The organism is Streptomyces sp. NPDC005393, from assembly GCF_040606675.1.
Classification (GTDB): domain Bacteria; phylum Actinomycetota; class Actinomycetes; order Streptomycetales; family Streptomycetaceae; genus Streptomyces.
Window position 1 is genome coordinate 1 of sequence record NZ_JBEXFG010000053.1, and the last position, 21,291, is coordinate 21,291.

Here is a 21,291-nt window from a genome sequence, read left to right on the forward strand (position 1 = left end):
TCGGCACGTCCAGCCCAACGATCCACAACCCGCCGAGACACCGGCCACATCATCAGTTCATCCGAATCGGTCATGTGCGGAGGATCGGGCTAGCCGACGCCTCGCTGTCGCAGAAGTGGCTGCCGAGTCGCGCACCTTGCCATCGCGGTACCTGACTCCTGAGGACCTGGTGTCGATGTTCGACCTGCCCAGCGTTGAGACGGTCTACCAGTGGCGCCGCAAGCGCACCGGTCCGCGCGGCTTCCGGGTCGGCCGACATCTGCGCTTCGACCCCGTGGACGTCCGGGCCTGGGTCGAGTCCCTGCGGGAAGGGGCTGCTGCCTGATGGCCGGGCATATCCAAGACCGCTGGTACAGGACCGAGACCGGCCGGGACGGGAAGGTCCGCAAGGTCAAGACCGAACGCTACGGATCAGGGCTCCGTTACCGCGCTCGCTACGTCGGTCCGGACGGCACGGAGAAGTCCAAGAGCTTCCCCGACCGGCAGAAGCGGCTTGCCGATCAGTGGCTCGCACACGTCGAGGCGGATATGGCGCGTGGGCAGTACATCGACCCCCGCGCCGCTCGGATCACCTTTCAGCAGTACGCCGAGCGCTGGGTGGCCACTCAGGGAGCCGACCCGAACACGCAAGCCTCGATGGAGTCACAGCTCCGGTTGCACGCCTTCCCGCACCTGGGCACTCGTCCACTCGGCTCCTTCCAGCCTGCCCATGTCCGGGACTGGGTGCGTCAGCTCCAGGAGAACGGCGTCCGGGGGTCGTATGCTCGGACGATCTACTCCAACGTGCGTGCCGCTCTCAGCGCGGCCGTGGACGACGGACACCTTCCCCGGAACCCGTGCGCCGCCCGCTCGGTCCGGCCGCCGACCGTCGACACGAAGCGTGTGATCCCGTGGACGCCGGAACGACTCTTCGCCGTCCGGGCCGCCATGCCGGAGCGCTATCAGACCATGGTCGACCTGGGCGGCGGCTGCGGGCTCCGTCAGGGCGAGATCCTCGGCGTCGCCGTCGACGCGATCGACTTCGAGTCGGACGCGCTCCATGTGGTCCAGCAGCTGAAGCTGAGCCGCAGCAAGGCCGTGTTCGCCCCGCCCAAGGGCGGCAAGCTCCGGGACGTACCGCTACCCGGACCGGTCGCCGACGCGCTCCGGGAGCACATGAAGCGGTTTCCGCCGATCGAGATCACCTTGCCGTGGAAGGTGGCCGACGGTCCCCCGGTGACCAAGCGACTGATCTTCACTGGGCCGCGTGGGGGGCACGTCTGGCGCACATCGCTCAACGAGGAGGCGTGGAAACCGGCGCTGGCCACCGCCGAGGTCATCCCGGTGCCCGAGCGAGGCCAGCCGTACGCGGAGTCACGCGAGAACGGCATGCACGCTCTGCGCCACTTCTACGCGTCCGTGCTCCTGGACGCCGGGGAGAACATCAAGGCTCTCGCCGAGTACCTCGGCCACTCCGACCCCGGCCTGACGCTCCGCGTATACGCGCACCTCATGCCGTCCAGCCAGGAGCGCACTCGCAAGGCTGTCGCTGCCGTCTTCGACACGGCCCAGTCGGGACCGTCCCGCACCTGACGGCCCAGAGACGGCCCCAGCACAGCGACAAGCCCCCTACTCGCGGAGAACCCGCAGGTAGGGGGCTTGATCAGTCGGAGTTACTTCTTCTTGCCCTGGTTCTTGACCGCCTCGATGGCGGCCTTCGCGGCCTCCGGGTCGAGGTAGGTGCCGCCCGGGTTGAGGGGGCGGAAGTCGGGGTTGAGCTCGTAGGAGAGCGGGATGCCGGTGGGGATGTTCAGGCCCGCGATGTCGGCGTCGGAGATGCCGTCGAGGTGCTTGACCAGGGCGCGCAGCGAGTTGCCGTGGGCGGCGATCAGTACCGTCCGGTCGGCGAGCAGGTCCGGGATGATGCCGTCGTACCAGTACGGCAGCATGCGCTCGACGACGTCCTTGAGGCACTCGGTGCGCGGCCGCAGTTCCGGCGGGAGGTTCGCGTAGCGCGGGTCGTCGCTCTGGGACCACTCGGAGCCGTCCTCGATCGGCGGCGGCGGGGTGTCATACGAGCGGCGCCAGAGCATGAACTGCTCCTCGCCGAACTCGGCGAGGGTCTGCGCCTTGTCCTTGCCCTGCAGCGCGCCGTAGTGGCGCTCGTTCAGCCGCCAGCTGCGGTGGACCGGGATCCAGTGGCGGTCGGCGGCCTCGAGGGCGAGCTGCGCGGTGCGGATGGCGCGCTTCTGGACGGAGGTGTGGACGATGTCGGGGAGCAGGCCGGCGTCCTTGAGCAGCTCACCGCCGCGGACTGCCTCCTTCTCGCCCTTCTCGGTGAGGTTGACGTCCACCCAGCCGGTGAACAGGTTCTTCGCGTTCCACTCGCTCTCGCCATGGCGGAGGAGGATCAGCTTGTACGGTGCGTCGGCCATGTGGTTGAGACTACTTGACCGGGCGCAGACGGTCGGTGGGGGCGGGCAGCAGGGAGGCGATGTCGATGCTCGACAGCGCGGGTGTCGGCAGGTGGTACGAGGGGGTCGGCAGGCGGAAGGTCGGGACCGGGGCGGGGGCCGGGCTGTAGCTGTAGGCGCTCCCGGGCTGCCGCGTCCACCGGGTCACGGGAGTGCCGGGGTAGGCCGGCTCGTCGCGGTTGGCCCACAGCGCGTAGGACAGGCCCGTCATTCCCAGCAGCACGGTGAGCGCCAGCGCCCGGGTCGCGGTGATGCGCCGGCGGGCGGGACCGGTCACCCCGGGCGCGATGCTGACCTGCTTGGGCTCGTCCCGGGGTGCGCCGCCGTCCGTCGTGCCCCGGGCGGGCGGGAGCGGGGCGCGTTCGTCCACCCCCAGGGCGGCGAGGTGCAGGCCGAGCCGCTGGGTCTGGCCGGGCAGCCGTACGGCGGTGTCGGCCCAGGTGCGGATGGTCTCGGGGGCGATGCCGTCGGGCAGTACGAGGGTGCCGGGGCCGGTCCAGTCCATCGTCCAGTACGCGGTGGAGCGGGCGACCAGCTGCGCCCCGATCAGGACGGCCAGGGCGTCGGCAAGGGGGCCGAGCGGGTCCCGTTCGGCCCGCTCGTCGGCCGGCAGGAGGGAGTTCAGGGCGCGGGCGAGCGGCATCCGGCGGCCGCTGTCCAGCAGCCGCAGCACCCGGTGGACGGTCAGCGCACCCGGCTCCGTCCCGGGCCTGCCGACTCCCTCGGCCTTCTCGACCGTACGCACCGCCTCGGCCAGCGGGGTCAGTGCCCGCGTCGCCCGGTGTTCGGCCAGCAGGCCGAGCCAGTCGCGCCAGGGCAGGCTCGTCCCCGCCCGGCGGAGCAGGGCGCGGCCCAGCTCGGCCGCGTACCGCGACGGTACGGCGAGGGGTGCGGCGGTGCGGCCGTCCGGGTGGGCCTGGGGCGGCCGGGCCGGGAGGCGCTTCAGCCGGCCGAGGCGGGTGGCCAGGTCGGGATGCGGGTCGTCGGGGTCGGCGGGCCGCTCCGCCACCCGCTCCCGCAGGGCGGCCAGCGGCTCCCGCAGTTCGGGGGCCTGGACCAGCTGGGCGAAGACGCGGAAGGGGTCGTCGGGTACGCATCCGTACGCCCGGCGCATCGGGGTGAGGAAGTCCGCCAGGAACTCCCGCCACGCCTGTTCCAGCGCGGCCGTGGAGCGCAGCGCGTCGGCGACGGTCCCCGCCCCGGCCACCTTGGCGGCCTCCCGGTCGGCCTCGATCTCCTGCCGCCGGCGGACCGGCCGGGTGAGCCAGCGGAAGACGCGCGTATAGAGGCCGAGGAGCAGCCGCGGGCCGCCCGCGTACATCCGCACCAGGTCATTGGCGGCCGACGCGTCCTGGATGGCCTGTCGTGCGGCGAGGAGCCCGGCAGTACCGCGGTGGGCGAGGGCGCCGAAGCGGTTGTGGCGGCGGGAGAAGTGGCCCAGCTCATGGGCGAGGACGGCGCGCAGCTCGGCGGGCGGCAGGCCCGCCAGCAGGGGCAGGCCCAGGTGGAGGGTGCGTCCGCCGGGCGCCAGGCCGAGGAACGAGGCGTCCTCGGTGACGGACGCGTTGACCTCGGCGGTCAGCCGGATGTGGTCGGGCGGCCGGGTGCCCACGGCCAGGGCCAGCTCCTCGACCGTGGCCCAGAGCGCGGGCGCCCCGCGCCGGCTGACCCACACCGTGTCGTCGCGCGGGGCGGCGGGCCGCGCGGTGCGGATCACCGCCCACACCATGCCGACGACGATCGGAGCGAAGGCGGCGCACACCAGGATGACGTTGGTCGGGGGCGTGGTGGCCGCCGGCGATCCGGCGCCCCATAACGCCAGCACCAGAAAGGCCGCCCACAGCAGTACCATCACCGCGACCAGGGCGTAGAAGCCGGCGAGCAGCGCGAGGGCCAGTACGGCGCGGGCGGCGGCGATCATCGCCGCCTCCGCTGATCGGCGCTCAGACCGTCCAGCAGCCACTCGGCGGCGCCGCGCAGCGCGGCCGACAGCGGGTCGAGCCGGTCGGTGCTCAGCAGGAGCTCGCCCTCCCGGCCGAGCTCCGGGGAGACGTCGAGCAGCAGGCTCAGCCGGGCGCGGGCCTTGTGGAGATTGCTGCCGACGCTTCCGGTGGAGATCCCGAGTTCGCCGGCGATCTCCTGGTAGCTCATGCCCCATACGGAGTGCATGACGACCACCTGGCGCTGGCGCGGCGGCAGGGTGCCGAGCGCCCGCAGCGCGGCCAGCGCCTCCGCGGTCTCCTCCACGGTCGCGGTCGTGGCGGCGGGGACGGTCAGCTCGACCGGCTTCCAGCGGAACCACCAGCGGCGCCCGTCGCGTGAGAGCTTGTGCCGCATGGTGGTGGTCACCCATGCCTCCGGCGAGGCGTACGTCCTGACCTCCGACCAGCGGTGCATCGCCTCGATATACGCCTCCTGGACGGCGTCCTCGGCGTTCTGCCGGTTACCGCTGAGCATCACCGCGCGGGCGGCCAGCCAGGGGTAGGTGCGGGCGTAGAACGCGTCGAACTCCTCGTCGCGTGTGGCCTCCTCGACCGTGTCACTCATGCCCGCCCCCGCCCTGTCCGCCCGGACGCCGTACGGTCAGCGCCGCGCCGTCGGCACGGTGGTCGGTGAGCACCGTGCCCGGCCCCGACCTGTTCAGCAACTCGACCAGCATGCGCGCCCGGACCCGTTCGCCCGAGCGCGCCGCCAGCCAGCGGATGACGTCCCCCATCAGCCGTAGCACCCCCACCGTCACGACCGTTGTCACCATCAGCCATGGATTGTCCATGAACACCGTAATGTCTCCTCTTCATGGTTCCCGGCTGACGCCGGTTCACCATGAAGAGCCCTCATGGAATGATTTTCTTCACCGCGACTTCGGAGAACTTCGCGCCGTGCCCGGGGCCCGTCAGCGCAGCGACTCCTCGCGGCGCAGCTCCCGCAGCCCGGCGATGAGTTCGGCATCGTCCTGCAGGAGCCGCCACGCTTCGAGCGAGGCGCCGCTGGCCCGGGTGTGGTACGCGAGGGGCAGCGCCACGAAGAAGTCCAGTGGCAGCAGCGGTTGCTGATCCTCCGACGGTTCGTCCGGGGCCGCGGGCCCCGCGGGCAGGCAGTGCAGGCTTCCGATCGCGCGCCCGGCTTCGTGGGCGAGTTCGTCGCTGAACGCCTCCTCCTTGGCCAGGCCCGCGCCCGAACGCGCGTCCTTCAGCCAGGGCGAAGACGACGATCAGCTCGTCCTCGTCCTCGTCCCAGCCCAGACAGGGCGGGGACGTCAAGGGGCCGCCCTGCCCCGCGCCCCCGCGCGTCTCGAACCGCACCAGCCTGCGGAACCGCGCGGCCGCGGCCGGCTGGGCGGGATCGAGGCGCTTGAGGAACACGGCGTGCCCGGTGTCCGTCACCCCCACCCGGTTGTCGTTGCGGCCCGCGCGGGACTCGTTGTCGACGTCGTCCGGCCAGGCGTTGCTCCTCGAGTAGCGCCTCGACCGCCTCGTCGGCCTCGTCGCCCAGACTGTGGGCCAGCGCCACCGGCATCAGGTGCTCGCGCACCGTCAGGTCGGGGTAGCGCGCGCCGGGTCCATCACCGTGGCGACACGCTCCCTGGTAACGGGGGCGTCCTCGTCGATCGGCTCGTCGTCGAACAGCACCTCCCCCGACGTCGGCCGCTCCCTGCCGGACGCCAGCCTCAGCAGCGTCGACTTGCCTGAGCCGTTGTCCCCCATGAGCGCCACGCACTCGCCCGGTGCGATGTCCAGCGTGGCCGAGCGGAGCACCTGCCGATCCCCGTAGGCGCGGCTGACGTCGGTCAGCCGGAGCAGGGCGGAGCCGGGTGCTTCCTCCATCCGCGCCGTCACTCGGGCCCGTTCTCGCCGTGCCCGACCGCCTCGTACACCGATACATGGCGCGGACCGTGCGGTCCGTACGCCTCGCCCTTCCAGCCGCCGAAACGATCCACCAGGCGCAGCCCGGGCAGCCGGGCCATCAGGTCGATCTCGGAGGGCCACGCGTACCGGATGACTTCCTGGGTCCGGCCCCGGGGATCAATCGAACCGTGGTTGGCACTGAGATTGATCTTGGCCGTCTAGCACAGCTCCGGGATGCGGCGTCAGGTTTCTCTTGAAGCTCGGTGGGCTCGGATGACGGGTGGCTACCGTCCGCCGGGTGCCGGTGGAATTTCTGACTGATGACCAAGCGGCGGAGTACGGACGTTTCGTGGAGGAGCCGACACGGCCGGAGCTGGAGCGGTTCTTCTTCCTGGACGACGTGGACCGGGACCTGATCGCGCTGCGCCGTACGACGGCGCACCAGCTGGGGTTCGCGGTGCAGATGTGCACCGTCCGGTATGTCGGCCGTTCCTGGTGGACGATCCGCTGGACGTGCCGTGGTCGGTCATCGAGCACCTGGCCGCGCAGTTGCAGATCGAGGACGCGTCGGTGGTGAAGCGGTACACCGAGCGGGCGAAGACGGCGTACGAGCACGCGTGGGAGATCCGGGACGCCTACGGCTACCACCGGTTGGAGGACGCGGAGTGGGGCCGGAAGTTCCGCGCGTTCCTGCACGGACGGGCGTGGACAGGCGCCGAGGGACCGGTGGCCCTGTTCAACCAGGCGGTGGGCTGGCTGCGGCGCCACCGGGTGCTGCTGCCGGGCGTGAGCGTGCTGGCCAAGCAGGTCGCATCCGTGCGTCAGGTCGCGGAGAAGCGGCTGTACGCGACGGTGGCGGACGCCGCGCGGCGAGCCGACGCGTCGCTGTCGGCGGATCTGGTGGCGCTGCTCGGGGTGCCGGAGGGGCGGCGGATCTCGGAGTTGGAGCGGCTGCGCCGGCCGCCGACGCGGACGACGGGCGCGAGCCTGGCGAAGGCGCTGGAGCGGGTGGATGAGATCTCGGCGTTCCGTCTGGGCCGGGTGAAGCTGGACAAGGTGCCGCCGAACCGGCTGTCGACGCTGGCGCGCGTCGGTCTGGGGTCGAAAGCGCCGATCCTGGAGCGCACGCCGGAGCCGAAGCGCACCGCGCTGCTGACGTCGGTGGTGCGGCTCCTGGAGGCGTCCGCGATCGACGACGCGCTGGATCTGTTCTCGGTGCTGATGCAGGTGAAGCTGATCAGCGCCGCGCGGCGGGCGACGGACCGGGACTGGCTCGCGGCCCGGCCTCGCATGGCGAAGGCGTCACGGATGCTCGATGGGGTGTTCCGGCTGTGGAGCGAGCAGTTGGACCTGATCACCGAGAGCGGCACCGACCTGGACGCGGGCGCGATGTGGCGGACACTGGAGACGGAGATTGGGGCGCGTGAGGAGGTGATGGCCGCCTCGGCACTGCTGAGAGAGCTGATCGGGCCCGCGGACGAGGAGGCCGAGGCAGAGATGCGGCGCCTGCTGGCCACCCGCTACAACACCGTCCGCCCCTTCCTGTCCCTGCTCGGGGAGTCGCCCGCGCTGGGAGCGGCCTCCGGCGGCAAGCGGATTCTGGAGGCGGTGAAGCGGCTCCCGGTACTGGCGAGGCGGAAGGTGAAGGCCAAGCCGCTGCTGCCGCGTGAGATCGATGCAAAGCTGGTGCCGGCGCCGTGGAAGAAGGCGGTGTACTCCAACCCGGAGCTACCCGAGGGGGCGGTGGACCGCGACGCGTACGTGGTGTGCGTGCTGGAGCAGCTGTTCCGCGCGCTGAACCGGCGCGACGTGTTCGCCTCGCCGTCGAACCGGTGGGCGGACCCGCGGGCGCGGCTGCTGGACGGCAAGCAGTGGGAGGCCGTCTCCGAGGACGTACTGCACGGTCTGAGCCTGGACGAGCCGGTCGAGGAACACGGGCGTCGACCGCAACAACATCCATCTGGATAAGGCCAGTGGCGCCAAGGCCTCCCGGCCCAGCCTCGACCTGGTCCTCAAGCTGCTGCGCGAAGGCGACACGCTGAAGGTCACCCGGCTGGACCGACTGTCGCGCTCAGTCCTGCACTTGGTCACCCTCGGGGCGGACCTGCGCGAACGCGGGGTGGGCCTGCATGTGATCGAGCAGGGCATCGACACCGGCACGATGGAGGGCCGCGCGATGTTCGGCATGCTGTCGGTCCTGTCCGAGCTGCAGCGCGAGCTGATCGTGGCCAACACGATGGACGGCCTGGCCTCCGCCCGCGCCCGCGGCCGGGTCGGCGGACGCCGGCCCAAGCTCACCGCCGACCAGGCCGCCCTCGCCCAGCAGCTGTACGACACGCGAGACAAGACCGTCCAGCAGATCGCGGACCTGTTCGGGGTGCCGCGCTCGACGGTGTACGGGCACCTGAAGGGCGACACCGTGCCCCGCCGGCCAAAGAAGACCCTGGATAGGGCGTAGTCGGGACAGGGCCGGAGTTTTGTTTGTCGTGGTCGGCCTACTGGCACCGGGGCTTGGGTGGCCGGGGTGATCTGGTCGGCGTAGGGCCCGGTATGGGTGTCGGCCGTGTTGTCCGACCTGGCCCGCAGGAGGCCGGCCAGGTGGTTAGCCACCAGCATTGCGGGCTGGAGGACCATCGTGACGTCCGTCCGCTGAGCCGGGGTCGGCGCAGAGTTGGGAGGTCAAGGCGGTGCGGGCCCACTCTTCCCACGTGTCCGGTGACCAGTCGCGGTCGCGGACGAAGATCAGGTAGAGCTGCGGGCTGAGCAGGCCGAACAGCAGGTCCGCCGCCATCTCAATGGAGAGGCCAGGACGGGTGTCGGGCTTGCCGGCCAGGGCTTCGGCCGCTGCGTACTGCACGGTGTAACGCGGGTCGGGGCCGTCCGGCCACTGTGCGGCGATCTCAGGGTCGGTGGCCGCGGCAGCCTCGATCAGCGGCATGATCGGGGCGACCCGGCCCAGGATCTCGCGGGTGCCGTGGACGTGCGCGCGCAATTGCCCGGCAGCGGTGGGCTCGGCGCACGCGGCGCGAAACCACTCACGATCCATGGTGGCGACCGGCTCAGTGTCCCCGGCGATGGACGTGTCGACGACGTCCTTGAACAGCGTGCGCTTGTTGCGGAAGACGAAATAGACCGTCTGGACGGCCACGCCCGCCCGGTCCGCGACCTCCTGCAGGCTCGTCGCCCCGTAACCCTGCGCGACGAACAGCTCGCGAGCCGCCTCGACGACCTTTTCACGGGTGCGGCGTGAGCGCTCGGCTCGCTTGTCCGGCCGCTTGACTTTGTCCATATTGCGAGTATACCTCTAGAGCATGTCACTAGAGTTCAACTCTAGCTCCTTGGAGGAGACGATGGACCAGCCCAACGCCACCCAGAGGCCGGAACCAGACCTGGCCTCAACGCAGCGAGACCCGGAGGAGGAGTCCGTCCACCGCGCACTGGAGGGCTACTACCGCACCGGCAAGCCACCGTGGGACACCGGCGTGACGCCGCCCGAGCTGGTCGCCCTGGTAGAGGGGCACGGCGCGCTGCCGCCCGGCCGCGCCCTCGAACTCGGCTGCGGCACGGGGACCAACGCCACCTACCTCGCACGGCACGGCTGGGAGGTGGCGGCCGTCGACCTGATCGACCGCGCCGTCGACCAGGCCAGGGAGAAGGCTGCGAAGGCGGGAGTGGCGGTACGGCTGCTGCACGGAGACGCCACCCGCCTCGACGAGCTGGACGTGCCGGGCCCCTTCGACCTGTTCTTCGACCTGAGCTGCTACTGCGGGGTCCCGCTGCACCGCCGCGACGCCTACGCCGCCGGGCTCACCCACCGCGCCGCTCCCGGAGCACGGTTGCTGATGTTCGGGTACGGCCCCGAGCCGCTCGGCAATCCGATCCCCGAGGTCACGTCGTGGGCGGCGGGCGTCACAGCCGACGAGCTCCGCGCCAGGTTCCCCGGCTGGGAACTACTCGACGTCACACCGGGCACCAACTCGGTGCCGACCTTCTGGTTCACCCTGCGCCGCGACGCCTAGCAATCTCCGGCCGCTGGTTTCTGCAGGTTTGCGGCAAGTTTCACGCCACCCGAGCACGTCGAGCTTGGGCGGCGTAGTGGTCGACGTACCGGGTGATGGCCTTCAGCGCCGCTCGTAGTCCAGGTGGCGCTTGAGGCTGATCGGTCGCGGTGAGTGCCGCCGACTCGCCAACCGGTCCGCGGTGCGGCAGTTGCGGCCGGGGGCTCCGACGGCTGAACCCGGATTCACCTGAACGGCGAATCCGTGCTGTTCAACCAGCTCCAACACCCTCGCCAAACGCCGCGGTGCCCTCGGGTGCTACAAGAACGTGGAGATCACCATGACAACCGACACCGTGACCCTGCGACCAGTCGGCCGGGTGGTGGGCGGTCGCAGCGAGATGGTCGAAGACCACTGGCACGATGTTCGAGCCGTGATCCGGCTGGACGGTGAGACCTTCACCGCCTCGGCGGTGCTCGGCCTGGAGAGCTTCTCCCACCTAGAGGTCGTCTTCCTCTGCGATCGGATCGACCCAGCCAAGGTACGCACCGATCCCCGTCCCCCACGAGGGAACCCGAGCGCGGCCCCTGTAGGGATCTTCGCCCACCGGGGGCCATACCGTCCCAACCGTCTTGGTGTCTCCCGCTGCCGACTCCTCACAGTGGACGGCTTGAACTTGCACGTCGCCGACCTGGACGCGCTGTCTGGCACCCCCATCCTGGATATCAAGCCGTACCTGATCGAGTTCGCCCCCCGCCATTCGGTCACCCAACCGGCCTGGGCCACCGAGCTCATGAGCTCCTACTACTGAGGTTCCGGCCGGCGGGCCCCCGCCGGCCGTCCAGTGATCAACCTGGTCGCAGGGCCATGGCCTCTCGTAGACGACACCCATCACCGTGTCTGCGACCAGGCCGAGCACCTCTGCATCGTCCAATGGAGAGAGCTACTGATATGAACGTATTCCTGTGGATACTGCAGGCCATCCTGGGCGCCGCTTTCGGCTTGGTCGGGGTGATGAAGTCCATCTGGCCCAAGGAGAAGCTGCGCCCCGCGATGCCTTGGGTGGAGGACTTCACCGCCACCCAGGTTCGCCTGATCGGCGTGGTCGAACTTCTCGGTGCCGTCGGCCTGATCCTGCCCGCCGTCACCGACATCGCCCCAACCCTCACTCCGCTGGCCGCCACCGGCCTGGCCATCACTATGCTCGGTGCAGCCGCCACCCACGCCCGCCGCAAGGAGTCGTCGGGCATCGCCGTCAACGTGGCCTTGCTCGCGCTGTCCGTTGTCATCGCCTGGGGCCGCTTCGGCCTTTACGCCTTCTGACCTCTGCCGAGTTCTAGAGAGTCCCCAGCACAGGTGAGGGATTCCGTGACGAACGCTCTGACCGACCAGCTGAGCGCACCCCCTCAGCGCCTGCTGTCGCCAGGGGCGACCAGACTGGTGAGCTCCGCGATGGCCTGGGGAGAGCTTGAAGTAGCGGCGCAGGTTCTCCGGCCTTCTTGTGCCGGGACTTGGCCATCAGCATCAGCAGGCTCGCTCCGGCCTCGCCAAGGTGAGTCAGGGCCGAGTGGCGGAACACAGATCGCCGACATGTTCAGCGTGCCGCGGTCGACGGTGTACGGGCACCTCGACGAGACCAAGACCGTCCCCCGCCAGCCGAAGAAGACCACGGCCACGAAGCCCTGACCCCTCGTTTGCGGCTGGTGACACGGTCCTTTCTCACAAGAGAGCTGAGCCGCCTCCCCGCCTATTGCCTGTTTCCGGCATATTCCGGCTGGCCTCCTACGCGGGCCGCCGAGGCCAAGGGCAGCAAGGGCGGCCGCCGCCCCGCCATCGCGGCCGGGAAGACGGACGCTGTCCGCACGGCGTACTTGGACGGCCGGTCCATCGCCGCCCTGGCCCGCGAACATAGCGTCAGCCGCGGCGCCGTCTGTACGGCCGTCGCCGCCTCATGCCCGAGCACGCCGCCGTCGGCCACGAAGACGCCCCGACCCCGGAGCTGCCGGTCACCCTCGACATGCCGGGCAAGGTCGCCGACTTCCTCCGCGCCACCGAGCTGGAGCCCGCCGAGCGGGCCGCGCTCGACCACGGCGTCACCGTACGGCGCGGCCAGGGCTACACCCTGCGAGTCAGCGCTACCCCCGCACTTCACCGCCAGCTCCTCGCCCGCTGCCAACCCCTCGACGGCACCCAGCGCGTTCCGGAGGTCCCGGCACAGCGCAAGGCCCGCCGCGAGTACAAGAACCGCGTCGATACCCTTCCGGCCACAGCGGGACCATGATCAATCTCAACGCCAACCACGGTTCGATTGATCCCCGGGGTTGGGGTCGGGCGCGGCACGCCGCCGTCCACCACCGTGTGGATGACCAGGGTCAGCTGCCGGTCACGCATCACATGGGTGCTGTCGATCATGACCGACCGCTCGGAGCTATGAAGTCGACAGTGTCGGCTATATCCGGCGAAGCAGCTGGATACATGAGGTCGTAGACATCAGCTAAAGCGTCATACGTGGCGCGCGATTCCATGGCATCTCTTCTGAATTCCCGGCAATCGACAGGTCATTCATGATGGACGCGCCAGCGCCCCGGCCAGTGGATTCACGCCAGGGCATGTCGCGCGAGGTGGTCACCCGGCGAGTCGGTCACCCGGCGAGTCGGTCACCCGGCGAGTCGGTCACTCGGCGACGGAATCGCGGGTCAGGTTGCTGAACGCCTCCAGGTTCCGCGTGGACTCGCCGCGCGCCGTGCGCCATGCGTACTCCTTGCGGATGGCGGTGGCGAACCCCATCTCCAGCAGCGTGTTGAAGCTGCCGTCCGCGTTCTCCAGCACGGTGCCCAGCACCCGGTCCAGTTCGTCCGGGGTGACGGAGGCAAGCGGCAGCCGGCCCACCAGATAGATGTCGCCGAGCTGGTCGATCGCGTAACTCACCCCGTACAGCCGGGTGTTGCGCTCCAGCAGCCAGCGGTGGACGGCCTCGTGATTCTCATCGGGATGGCGGACGACGAAGGCGTTGACCGAGAGGGAGTGCCGGCCGACCCGCAGCGAGCAGGTGGTCGACAGCTTGCGGGTGCCGGGGAGCGTGACGACATAGGTGCCGTCGGACGGGCTCTCCCACTCCAGCTCGGCGTCGCGCAGCGTCTGCTCGATCACGGCCTTGGCGTCGGTTACGGGCTTGGCGTCGGTGTCACCCATGGGCCGATCGTAGGCGACGCCGCCCGCGCATCGCCTCCAGGTAGACCTCCGCCGTCGCCGCGGCGGCCGTGTCCCATCCGAAGGACTCCGCGTGCCGGGCCGCCGCCGCGCCCATCCGCCCCGACCGTTCCGCGTCGTCCGCGAAGGGGCGCAGGGCGCGGGCGTAGTCGACGGGGTCATGGCCGTCGACCAGGGTGCCGCTGACCCCGTTCCGTACCGCCACTGGAAGACCGCCCACCGATGCCGCCACGACCGGGGTGCCGCACGCCTGCGCCTCGATCGCCACCAGCCCGAACGACTCGCTGTACGACGGCATCACCAGCACCGACGCCGCCCGGTACCAGTCCGCGAGCTCGTCCTGCGCGACCGGCGGCCGGAAGCGGACGACATCGCAGATTCCGAGCCGCGCCGCCAGCTTGTGCAGCCGCTCCGGCTTGGCGAGGCCGGTGCCGCTCGGCCCGCCCACCACCGGTACGACGATCCGCTCGCGCAGCGACGGATCCTCCTCCAGCAGATGGGCCACCGCGTGCAGCAGGATGTCCGGGGCCTTCAGGGGCTGTATCCGGCCCGCGAAGAGCGGTATCAGCGCATCGGCCGGAAGCCCGAGGCGCGCACGGGCCGCGGCCCGGCCGTCGGCGGGCCGGAACCGCTCCAGATTCACCCCCGGGTGGACCACGGCCACCAGCTCGCGCGCCGCCTCGTAGTGGCGCACCAGCTCCTCCGCCTCCTCGGCCGTATTGGCGATCAGCCGGTCGGCGGCGCGGACGATCTGCTGCTCCCCGATCACCCGGGCCGCCGGTTCGGGGGTGTCACCGGCCGCGAGCGCGGCGTTCTTGACCTTGGCCATGGTGTGCATGGCGTGCACCAGCGGCACACCCCAGCGCTCGGCGGCGAGCCAGCCTACGTGGCCGGAGAGCCAGTAGTGGGAGTGGACGAGGTCGTAATAGCCGGGCCGATGGCCCGCCCACGTCTGCATCACCCCATGCGTGAACGCGCACAGCTGCGCCGGAAGGTCCTCCTTCGCCAGTCCCTCGTACGGACCCGCGTCCACATGCCGTACGAGCACGCCGGGCGCGAGCTCGACGGACGGGGGGAGGGCGCCGGTGGTCGCCCGGGTGAAGATCTCCACCTCTATGTCGATCGCGGCGAGGCGCTTGGCGAGCTCGACGATGTACACGTTCATCCCCCCGGCGTCGCCGGTGCCCGGCTGATGCAGCGGAGAGGTGTGCACACTGAGCATCGCGATACGGCGCGGTTTGCGCGGAACGCGCCGCAGCCGCTGGTGGGACGGGCCGCCGAACGGTGTATGGGGCCGGCCTCGCAGGCCGCCGAACCGGGACGCGTACTGGCTCACCGGGCGATACCTCCTTGCCGGGGCGGGCTTCTCCTCTGCCCGTCAACACCGGAGCATCCGGTTCCCATTTCCGCTTTGCCAAAGCGTGACCCTTCGAGCGCGCTCGGTACGCGGCGAGGTGGGAGCGCGGGTGAGGTGGGGTGCGCTCTCGTCCCGGCTGAGGTGCTGGGAGCATCGGGCGGGGCGGGGCGGGCGTGGGCCCCGTTGCCGGATGGCCGGCCGGTGGGGCTGCGGGTGGGGCGGCCAGGCGCCGCCGCGGCGGGACGTGGCTCGGCCGGGTGTGGCCCCCCGTCTAAAAAACGCTTGATCCAGCGCAACTACTCAGTCAAGCGAAAGTGCAGGGCAGGCGGCTACGCGGCGGGCCAGTCGTCGGGGCCGCCGCCGTGCCACTCGATCAGCCCGGGGTCGTCGATGGGGGCGTCCTCTTCCAGTACACCCGCGCGGTTCAGGAGCCGGCGCAGCTCGTCCGCGTTGACGACAACGCCGACGTCCTCGCCGTCGATCAGCACGCGGCGGCGCCCGTCGAGCGGTTCATCCACCACCACCTGAGGGCGGGACCGGGGCTCATCCTTCATGTGACCATGCTCGCCGCGGTCGGCGGCGCCCGCACCTCGGGCGGTCCCTCCGGGGGAACCGGCCCGGAGACGCAGACAGGAACGCGGACAGGAACGCAGACACGCGGACACGAACGCAGGAACGCGGACACGAACGCAGGAACGCGGACACGAACGCAGACAGGAACAGGGCCTGGGACCGGAAGCCGGTCCCAGGCCCTGCTCGGTCGCGCCGTACGGAAATACGGGCGGCTCAGCCGCAGCAGCCGCCGCACTGGCAGGCGCCGCCGGACTGGCAGCCGCAGCCGCAGCCCGAGCCGCAGCCGCAGGCGCCGAGAAGAGGCAGCGGGGGTCGCTGCTCGGACGCCGGCCGGCTGACGGGGTTGGGGTTGGGGATGTTTGCCATGAATCGCCTCCTTGGGAGGGGTCACCTCCTGCTCATGGTGCCGCTCCGGCGGTCGCGCACAGGGGCGCATCGGCGGCGCGCGGAGGCACGCCCGCCTGGGGCTTCACGCCCCTTCGACGGCGTCCTGCTGCACGATCTCGTCCGCGTGCTCGCCGGTGACCAGGTAAACGACGCGCTTGGCGACCGACACCGCGTGGTCCGCGAACCGCTCGTAGTAGCGGCCGAGCAGCGTGACATCCACGGCGGTCTCGATGCCGTGCTTCCAGCGGTCGTCCATCAGGTGCTGGAAGAGCGCGCGGTGGAGCAGGTCCATCGCGTCGTCGTCCTGCTCCAGCTGCAGGGCGAGGTCGACGTCCTTGGTGATGATGACCTCGGCGGACTTCGCCATCAGCCGCTGGGCGAGCTGGCCCATCTCCAGGATCGTGGCGTGCAGATCGCGCGGCACGGCCGTGTTCGGGAACCGGAGCCGGGCGAGCTTGGCGACATGCTGCGCCAGGTCGCCGGAGCGCTCCAGATCGGCGCTCATCCGCAGGCTGGTCACGACGATCCGCAGATCGGTGGCGACCGGCTGCTGCCGCGCGAGCAGGGTTATCGCGCGCGCCTCCAGGTCCCGGTGCAGATCGTCGACCTTCTCATCGGCGGCGATGACGCTCTCGGCGAGCTTGAGGTCCGCGTCCAGAATGGCAGTCGTGGCACGGCCGATGGCCGACCCGACGAGCCGGGCCATGTCGACCAGGCCCTCCCCGATCGAATCCAGCTCCTCGTGGTACGCGTCCCGCATCACTGACCTTCTCTCACTGACTCACGCTGACGGATCTCTGTGGACTCGTGGCCCCACAGTGCCACGTTCCGGCCGGAACGCGTCCGGTTCCGGCATCGGAGGTGAATCACGCGGGACTCCCAGGTGAACTCTCGGCAACGCGCCCCCCGCCCCGCCGTGCCGCGGCGGTCCGGGGGGACGCCGGGAGTGAACCGGTACCGTCCCCCCGGTGAACTCTCGGCAACGTCTGCCCGAGGGGATTGGTTCGGGGCTGTGGGGCTGTCTCATCGCCCGCATAACCTGGATGCATGAACGTGAACGCGGCGATCGCCGCAGTGGCGGCGCTCGCCGGGTTGTGCACCGGCGTCATCGCCATGCTGGCGTTCCGCTGGAGCGAGCGCGAACAGGCGAAGCCTACGCGCTCCTCACTGCACACGGACGCCGTGCTGCCGCCCGGCGTGGACACGGTCCTGTCGGTACTGCGTTCCTCCGCCGTCGTCCTCGACGAAGCGGACGCCGTCGTCAAGGCCAGCTCGGCCGCGTATGCGCTGGGCCTGGTGCGCGGCGGCAAGATCGCCATCGAGCAGATGCTGGCGATGGCCCGCGACACCCGGCGGGACGGGGAGATCCGGCAGATCGAACTGGATCTGCCGCGGCGCGGCACCGGCCGGGGCGGCGACGCCCTCGCCGTATCCGCCAGAGTGGCTCCGCTCGGCTCCCGGCTCGTCCTGCTGCTGGTGGAGGACCTCACCGAGGCCCGCCGGATCGAGGCCGTACGGCGCGACTTCGTCGCGAACGTCAGCCATGAGCTCAAGACCCCGGCCGGCGCGCTGTCCCTGCTGTCGGAGGCCGTGATGGACGCGTCCGACGACCCGGAGGCGGTCACCCGCTTCGCGGGCCGGATGCAGGTCGAGGCGACCCGGCTGACCAGCCTGGTCCAGGAGCTCATCGATCTCTCCCGGGTGCAGAACGACGACCCGCTGGAGGACGCCGAGCCGGTCCGGGTGGACGAGCTCGTCGCCGAGGCCATCGACCGGTGCCGCCACCAGGCGGGCACCAAGCAGATCACGATGGCCACGGGCGGCACCGCCGATCTGCACGTATGGGGCCACCGCGGCCAGCTGGCCGCCGCGCTCGGCAATCTCGTCGAGAACGCGGTCAACTACAGCCCGGCCCGCACCCGCGTCGGCATCGCTGCCCGCCGTATCCCCGCGACCGGCGGGGATCTGATCGAGATCGCCGTCACCGACCAGGGCATCGGCATCTCCGAGAAAGACCGCGAGCGGATCTTCGAGCGGTTCTACCGGGTCGACCCGGCCCGCTCGCGGCAGACCGGCGGGACCGGCCTCGGCCTCGCCATCGTCAAACACGTGGCCGCCTCGCACCGCGGGGAGGTCACGGTGTGGAGCGCCGAAGGACAGGGCTCCACCTTCACCCTGAGACTCCCGGAAGCCGGTGCGGCGCGGGACCGGGACCGCTCGCCGAGCGAGACGTACGAATCCGGAGCCGACCTCGATGGCGAGGACCAGGACCGGCCGTACGAGACCTTCACCAACGAAACACTCTCTGCCCCGGAGGTCCTTCCGTGACCCGAGTTCTGGTCGTCGAGGACGAGGAATCGTTCAGCGACGCGCTGTCGTACATGCTTCGCAAGGAGGGATTCGAGGTCGCCATCGCGGCAACGGGCCCTGAAGGCCTCGACGAGTTCGAGCGCAACGGCGCCGACCTTGTGCTGCTCGACCTGATGCTGCCGGGGCTGCCCGGTACGGAGGTGTGCCGCCAGCTGCGCGGACGCTCCAACGTCCCGGTGATCATGGTCACCGCCAAGGACAGCGAGATCGACAAGGTCGTCGGGCTCGAGATAGGCGCCGACGACTATGTGACCAAGCCCTTCTCCTCGCGTGAGCTGGTGGCCCGCATCAGAGCCGTGCTGCGCCGCCGCGGCGAGCCGGAGGAGATCACCCCCGCCGCCCTGGAGGCCGGGCCGGTACGGATGGACGTCGACCGGCACGTCGTCACGGTAGGCGGCGGCAAGGTGGACCTCCCGCTGAAGGAGTTCGACCTGCTGGAGATGTTGCTGCGGAACGCGGGCCGCGTGCTGACCCGTATGCAGCTGATCGACCGCGTCTGGGGCGCGGACTATGTGGGCGACACGAAGACGCTGGACGTCCACGTCAAGCGCCTGCGGGCCAAGATCGAGCCCGACCCGGGGGCGCCGCGGTATCTGGTGACGGTGCGGGGGCTGGGCTACAAGTTCGAGCCGTAAACCGGCCCGAGCCCCGGATGGCCGGATGGAGTCCGGCGCAGCGTCTCGAAGCCCGTGAGGCCCGCCAGGGCCGTGCGGTGCGAGGGGCGCATGCGGAGGGGGCTCGAGCCTGATCCGGGGGCGCCGGGGTATCTGGTGACGGTGCGGGGGCTGGGTTACAAGTTCGGGCCGTAAACCGGTCCGAGTCCTGGATGGCCGGATGGAGTCCGGCGCAGCGTCTCGAAGCCCGTGAGGCCCGCCAGGGCCGTGCGGTGCGAGGGGCGCATGCGGAGGGGGCTCGAGCCTGATCCGGGGGCGCCGGGGTATCTGGTGACGGTGCGGGGGCTGGGTTACAAGTTCGGGCCGTAAACCGGTCCGAGTCCTGGATGGCCGGATGGAGTCCGGCGCAGCGTCTCGAAGCCCGTGAGGCCCGCCAGGGCCGGCCCGTGAGGCCCGGCGCGCCGCTCTGACCGAGGCTGGCATAACGCGAGGGCGGCCCTGGATCTCCAGGGCCGCCCTCGCGTGCGCTCAGTGACCGTTCGGCGTGGGCTCGCCGGAGGCGATGCCGTTCGTCTGGCCGGCGGCGCCGCCCGGCTTGTTGGTGGCGCCGGCCGAGCCCGACGGCGTACCGCCGGGCTTGGTGCTCGCCGAGCCGGACGGCGTACCGCTCGGCGTAGCGCTGGGCACCGTGGCGGACGGCTTTGCCGTCGGGAGCTGGGACGGGCCCCACCCCTTGAAGTAGCTCTTCGCGGGGAAGACGAACGCGGTGAGCGGGAGCTCGCCGGTCCGGCTCAAGTCGAAGACCACCCGCTGGGCGTCGCCGGCCCGGGCGGACTCCCGTCCGTCGTTGACGATGGCGGCGGCATTGCCCTTGCCGCCGAAGGCCACGGAGCCACCGGCAGGGACGACGACCGGGCCCTTCTTGCCCTTGGGCGGGGAGACCTTCACTCGCTGGCTGGTGCCCGGGAGGGTGATGGCCTTGACCGTCTCGTCCCGCTGGCCGTTGTTGAAGATCCTGGCCGTGATGACGGCCGGGCCCTTCGCCTTGCGGTCCGGCTGGGTCACTACGGTCGCGTTCTGGATCTTGATATCGCCGAGGGACGTCGCGGCGTTGTCGGGCTTGACCTCCAGCGTCTGTGCGTCGCTACCGGCTCCGCAGGCGGAGAGCGGGGCGACCGAGACCACGATGGCGGCTGCGGCGATGGCGCCGCGTCGAAGGCTGCTGCTCACGGCGGCGGCATCTCCTAGGACGAGGTAAAAGTGGGATCAGCGCGCTTAGGTTACCGATCCGCCCTCTTCGGCTCGCACCCGACCCGCCTCCCGTGCGGCGAGCCCACCGGACGGGCCCGTTCCGAGACCGTTGCGAATATCGGCTCGGCGGCCGGAGCGAGAGATTATCGGTAAGGAATCCGCGCATGTCCCAGAATTGATCACAGGGTTGATCCACTCTGGCGTGATCAATTCGGGAATCGGGGCCGGATCTGACGCTCCTGGTCCGAACGGAGTAGCGGAAGTGCATCGACTGGACTCCGGCAAAACGGGACGTACGGCCACCCGCATGACCTTCTTGGAGTGGGTAACGGACGGGTTTCGCTGCGCCCGGACAGCGGCTCCGACCTGCGAATACCTCGTTCCGCACCCCTCTCGCAGCACGTTCCGGTCGCTGTTGTCAAGCCCCGAGATATGCCCTGACCTGCGAAAACGCCATTCAGAAGAAGGCGTTCCCGTGTTACCCTGGATAGCCACGGAAGGGGTACCTGTCACATGACGTTCAAGGTTGGCGACACCGTGGTCTATCCCCATCACGGGGCCGCGCTGATCGAGGCCATCGAAACTCGTCAGATCAAAGGCGTGGACAAGACCTACTTGGTGCTGAAGGTCGCTCAGGGTGACCTGACGGTTCGTGTGCCGGCGGACAATGCGGAGTTCGTCGGTGTGCGTGATGTGGTCGGCCAGGACGGGCTGGACCGGGTCTTCGAGGTGCTGCGTGCACCGTATGCCGAAGAGCCCACGAACTGGTCCCGTCGCTACAAGGCAAATCTCGAGAAGCTCGCCTCCGGCGATGTGATCAAGGTCGCCGAGGTTGTGCGTGACCTCTGGCGCCGAGAGCGTGAGCGCGGACTCTCCGCCGGTGAGAAGCGCATGCTCGCCAAGGCTCGCCAGATCCTGGTGAGCGAGCTCGCCCTCGCCGAGAGCACCAATGAGGACAAGGCCGAGGCCCTGCTGGATGAGGTTCTCGCGTCCTGACACATAAATGCCGTGGTGCCCGAGTGACACAGACCTGATTCGACCTGGCTCATCCGAGTCGTCTGTCGCCGGGCGCTGCGGCATGTGCGCACGCCGGGTGCCCTGGGGCCCCGGCCGCCGCTCCATATGCCGGTGTTGTGGTGCAAAGTGTGTGCCGGGCCCGGGCAGCTGGCTCGACCAGTCGTCACGGAAGGGTCCGGTCGGGGCATCGCGCCCGGCACGCTGTGGCCATACCCA

24 protein-coding genes and 4 pseudogenes are annotated in these 21,291 nt (G+C 70.4%); 13 read left to right on the forward strand and 15 right to left on the reverse strand.

The genetic code is table 11. The annotated features are described in order from the left end of the window. Window positions 1-115 precede the first annotated feature (115 nt). Together ABZS71_RS30260 and ABZS71_RS30265 are read left to right on the forward strand one after the other, a co-directional pair. Window positions 116-325, forward strand: coding sequence for a helix-turn-helix domain-containing protein (locus ABZS71_RS30260; protein WP_356215160.1), 210 nt, complete (start codon window positions 116-118; stop codon window positions 323-325). Next, the gene (locus tag ABZS71_RS30265) at window positions 325-1,572 is read left to right on the forward strand and encodes a site-specific integrase (RefSeq protein ID WP_356215162.1); all 1,248 of its coding nucleotides are present in this window, start codon (window positions 325-327) and stop codon (window positions 1,570-1,572) included. The genes ABZS71_RS30260 and ABZS71_RS30265 overlap by 1 nt, the downstream gene beginning before the upstream one ends. A gap of 80 nt (window positions 1,573-1,652) precedes the next feature. Here the strand turns inward: ABZS71_RS30265 and ABZS71_RS30270 are convergent, their stop codons facing one another. The 7 genes from ABZS71_RS30270 to ABZS71_RS30300 all read right to left on the reverse strand — a co-directional run bounded on the left by ABZS71_RS30270 (window position 1,653) and on the right by ABZS71_RS30300 (window position 6,417). After that, window positions 1,653-2,414 (reverse strand): phosphoglyceromutase, encoded by a 762-nt coding sequence (locus tag ABZS71_RS30270; protein WP_355841908.1) that lies wholly within the window; start codon window positions 2,412-2,414, stop codon window positions 1,653-1,655. A gap of 10 nt (window positions 2,415-2,424) precedes the next feature. Continuing rightward, window positions 2,425-4,374, reverse strand: coding sequence for a M48 family metallopeptidase (locus tag ABZS71_RS30275; protein ID WP_356215164.1), 1,950 nt, complete (start codon window positions 4,372-4,374; stop codon window positions 2,425-2,427). Beyond that, entirely contained in the window at window positions 4,371-5,000 is a 630-nt protein-coding gene (locus ABZS71_RS30280) for a sigma-70 family RNA polymerase sigma factor (protein WP_356215166.1), read from the reverse strand. The genes ABZS71_RS30275 and ABZS71_RS30280 overlap by 4 nt, the downstream gene beginning before the upstream one ends. Beyond that, complete coding sequence (locus tag ABZS71_RS30285; protein WP_355841917.1) at window positions 4,993-5,226, reverse strand: hypothetical protein; 234 nt, start codon at window positions 5,224-5,226, stop codon at window positions 4,993-4,995. The genes ABZS71_RS30280 and ABZS71_RS30285 overlap by 8 nt, the downstream gene beginning before the upstream one ends. A 120-nt stretch (window positions 5,227-5,346) precedes the next feature. Continuing rightward, a complete protein-coding gene (locus tag ABZS71_RS30290; protein WP_356215168.1) occupies window positions 5,347-5,475 on the reverse strand; it encodes a hypothetical protein in 129 nt (42 codons plus the stop codon). Between the two features lie 511 nt (window positions 5,476-5,986). Continuing rightward, window positions 5,987-6,277, reverse strand: coding sequence for an ATP-binding cassette domain-containing protein (locus ABZS71_RS30295; protein ID WP_356215170.1), 291 nt, complete (start codon window positions 6,275-6,277; stop codon window positions 5,987-5,989). 8 nt (window positions 6,278-6,285) lie between these two features. After that, window positions 6,286-6,417, reverse strand: coding sequence for a hypothetical protein (locus ABZS71_RS30300; RefSeq protein ID WP_356215172.1), 132 nt, complete (start codon window positions 6,415-6,417; stop codon window positions 6,286-6,288). A gap of 179 nt (window positions 6,418-6,596) precedes the next feature. Here ABZS71_RS30300 and ABZS71_RS30305 point away from each other — a divergent pair. Continuing rightward, window positions 6,597-8,233: pseudogene (locus tag ABZS71_RS30305) on the forward strand (DUF4158 domain-containing protein); the annotation flags it as partial. Between the two features lie 70 nt (window positions 8,234-8,303). After that, window positions 8,304-8,756, forward strand: a complete 453-nt coding sequence (locus tag ABZS71_RS30310) for a recombinase family protein (protein WP_356215214.1) — start codon at window positions 8,304-8,306, stop codon at window positions 8,754-8,756. A gap of 144 nt (window positions 8,757-8,900) precedes the next feature. Here the strand turns inward: ABZS71_RS30310 and ABZS71_RS30315 are convergent, their stop codons facing one another. Beyond that, window positions 8,901-9,587, reverse strand: coding sequence for a helix-turn-helix domain-containing protein (locus ABZS71_RS30315; RefSeq protein WP_356215174.1), 687 nt, complete (start codon window positions 9,585-9,587; stop codon window positions 8,901-8,903). Between the two features lie 61 nt (window positions 9,588-9,648). Here ABZS71_RS30315 and ABZS71_RS30320 point away from each other — a divergent pair, with 61 nt between their 5' ends. From ABZS71_RS30320 to ABZS71_RS30330, 3 genes are all read left to right on the forward strand, one after another. After that, a complete protein-coding gene (locus ABZS71_RS30320; protein WP_356215175.1) occupies window positions 9,649-10,317 on the forward strand; it encodes a class I SAM-dependent methyltransferase in 669 nt (222 codons plus the stop codon). Between the two features lie 307 nt (window positions 10,318-10,624). Beyond that, window positions 10,625-11,107 carry an SAM-dependent methyltransferase gene (locus ABZS71_RS30325; RefSeq protein ID WP_356215177.1) on the forward strand — a complete coding sequence of 161 codons (483 nt, stop codon included), beginning with the start codon at window positions 10,625-10,627 and terminating at the stop codon, window positions 11,105-11,107. Window positions 11,108-11,247: 140 nt separating this feature from the next. After that, complete coding sequence (locus tag ABZS71_RS30330) at window positions 11,248-11,619, forward strand: DoxX family protein (RefSeq protein ID WP_356215179.1); 372 nt, start codon at window positions 11,248-11,250, stop codon at window positions 11,617-11,619. Window positions 11,620-11,702: 83 nt separating this feature from the next. Here the strand turns inward: ABZS71_RS30330 and ABZS71_RS30335 are convergent. Further along, a pseudogene (locus tag ABZS71_RS30335) lies at window positions 11,703-11,872 on the reverse strand (site-specific integrase); the annotation flags it as partial. 375 nt (window positions 11,873-12,247) lie between these two features. Here ABZS71_RS30335 and ABZS71_RS30340 point away from each other — a divergent pair. Beyond that, a complete protein-coding gene (locus ABZS71_RS30340) occupies window positions 12,248-12,577 on the forward strand; it encodes a resolvase (protein WP_356215181.1) in 330 nt (109 codons plus the stop codon). Between the two features lie 392 nt (window positions 12,578-12,969). On the opposite strand, the gene ABZS71_RS30345 is transcribed toward ABZS71_RS30340, so the two are convergent. The 5 genes from ABZS71_RS30345 to phoU form a co-directional block, all read right to left on the reverse strand. Then, entirely contained in the window at window positions 12,970-13,488 is a 519-nt protein-coding gene (locus tag ABZS71_RS30345) for a YbjN domain-containing protein (protein WP_355841920.1), read from the reverse strand. Continuing rightward, complete coding sequence (gene mshA / locus ABZS71_RS30350) at window positions 13,481-14,842, reverse strand: D-inositol-3-phosphate glycosyltransferase (protein ID WP_356215183.1); 1,362 nt, start codon at window positions 14,840-14,842, stop codon at window positions 13,481-13,483. The genes ABZS71_RS30345 and mshA overlap by 8 nt, the downstream gene beginning before the upstream one ends. A 350-nt stretch (window positions 14,843-15,192) precedes the next feature. Continuing rightward, entirely contained in the window at window positions 15,193-15,417 is a 225-nt protein-coding gene (locus tag ABZS71_RS30355) for a hypothetical protein (protein WP_355841926.1), read from the reverse strand. 232 nt (window positions 15,418-15,649) lie between these two features. Then, complete coding sequence (locus ABZS71_RS30360; protein WP_355841929.1) at window positions 15,650-15,802, reverse strand: hypothetical protein; 153 nt, start codon at window positions 15,800-15,802, stop codon at window positions 15,650-15,652. Window positions 15,803-15,905: 103 nt separating this feature from the next. Continuing rightward, complete coding sequence (phoU, locus tag ABZS71_RS30365) at window positions 15,906-16,583, reverse strand: phosphate signaling complex protein PhoU (protein WP_355841932.1); 678 nt, start codon at window positions 16,581-16,583, stop codon at window positions 15,906-15,908. A gap of 287 nt (window positions 16,584-16,870) precedes the next feature. On the opposite strand from phoU, the gene ABZS71_RS30370 reads away from it, so the two are divergent. The 4 genes and pseudogenes from ABZS71_RS30370 to ABZS71_RS30385 all read left to right on the forward strand — a co-directional run. Further along, window positions 16,871-18,151, forward strand: coding sequence for an ATP-binding protein (locus ABZS71_RS30370; protein ID WP_356215185.1), 1,281 nt, complete (start codon window positions 16,871-16,873; stop codon window positions 18,149-18,151). Continuing rightward, window positions 18,148-18,828 carry a response regulator transcription factor gene (locus ABZS71_RS30375; protein ID WP_355841938.1) on the forward strand — a complete coding sequence of 227 codons (681 nt, stop codon included), beginning with the start codon at window positions 18,148-18,150 and terminating at the stop codon, window positions 18,826-18,828. Before ABZS71_RS30370 ends, ABZS71_RS30375 begins: the two co-directional genes overlap by 4 nt. A gap of 87 nt (window positions 18,829-18,915) precedes the next feature. Further along, window positions 18,916-19,002, forward strand: a pseudogene (locus ABZS71_RS30380) (DNA-binding response regulator); the annotation flags it as partial. A gap of 87 nt (window positions 19,003-19,089) precedes the next feature. Next, window positions 19,090-19,176: pseudogene (locus ABZS71_RS30385) on the forward strand (DNA-binding response regulator); the annotation flags it as partial. A 159-nt stretch (window positions 19,177-19,335) separates the two neighbouring features. Here ABZS71_RS30385 and ABZS71_RS30390 read toward each other — a convergent pair. Beyond that, window positions 19,336-20,037, reverse strand: coding sequence for a DUF461 domain-containing protein (locus tag ABZS71_RS30390; RefSeq protein WP_356215187.1), 702 nt, complete (start codon window positions 20,035-20,037; stop codon window positions 19,336-19,338). A 534-nt stretch (window positions 20,038-20,571) separates the two neighbouring features. On the opposite strand from ABZS71_RS30390, the gene ABZS71_RS30395 reads away from it, so the two are divergent. Then, window positions 20,572-21,054 (forward strand): CarD family transcriptional regulator, encoded by a 483-nt coding sequence (locus tag ABZS71_RS30395; RefSeq protein WP_009716930.1) that lies wholly within the window; start codon window positions 20,572-20,574, stop codon window positions 21,052-21,054. The last annotated feature ends 237 nt before the right edge of the window (window positions 21,055-21,291 follow it).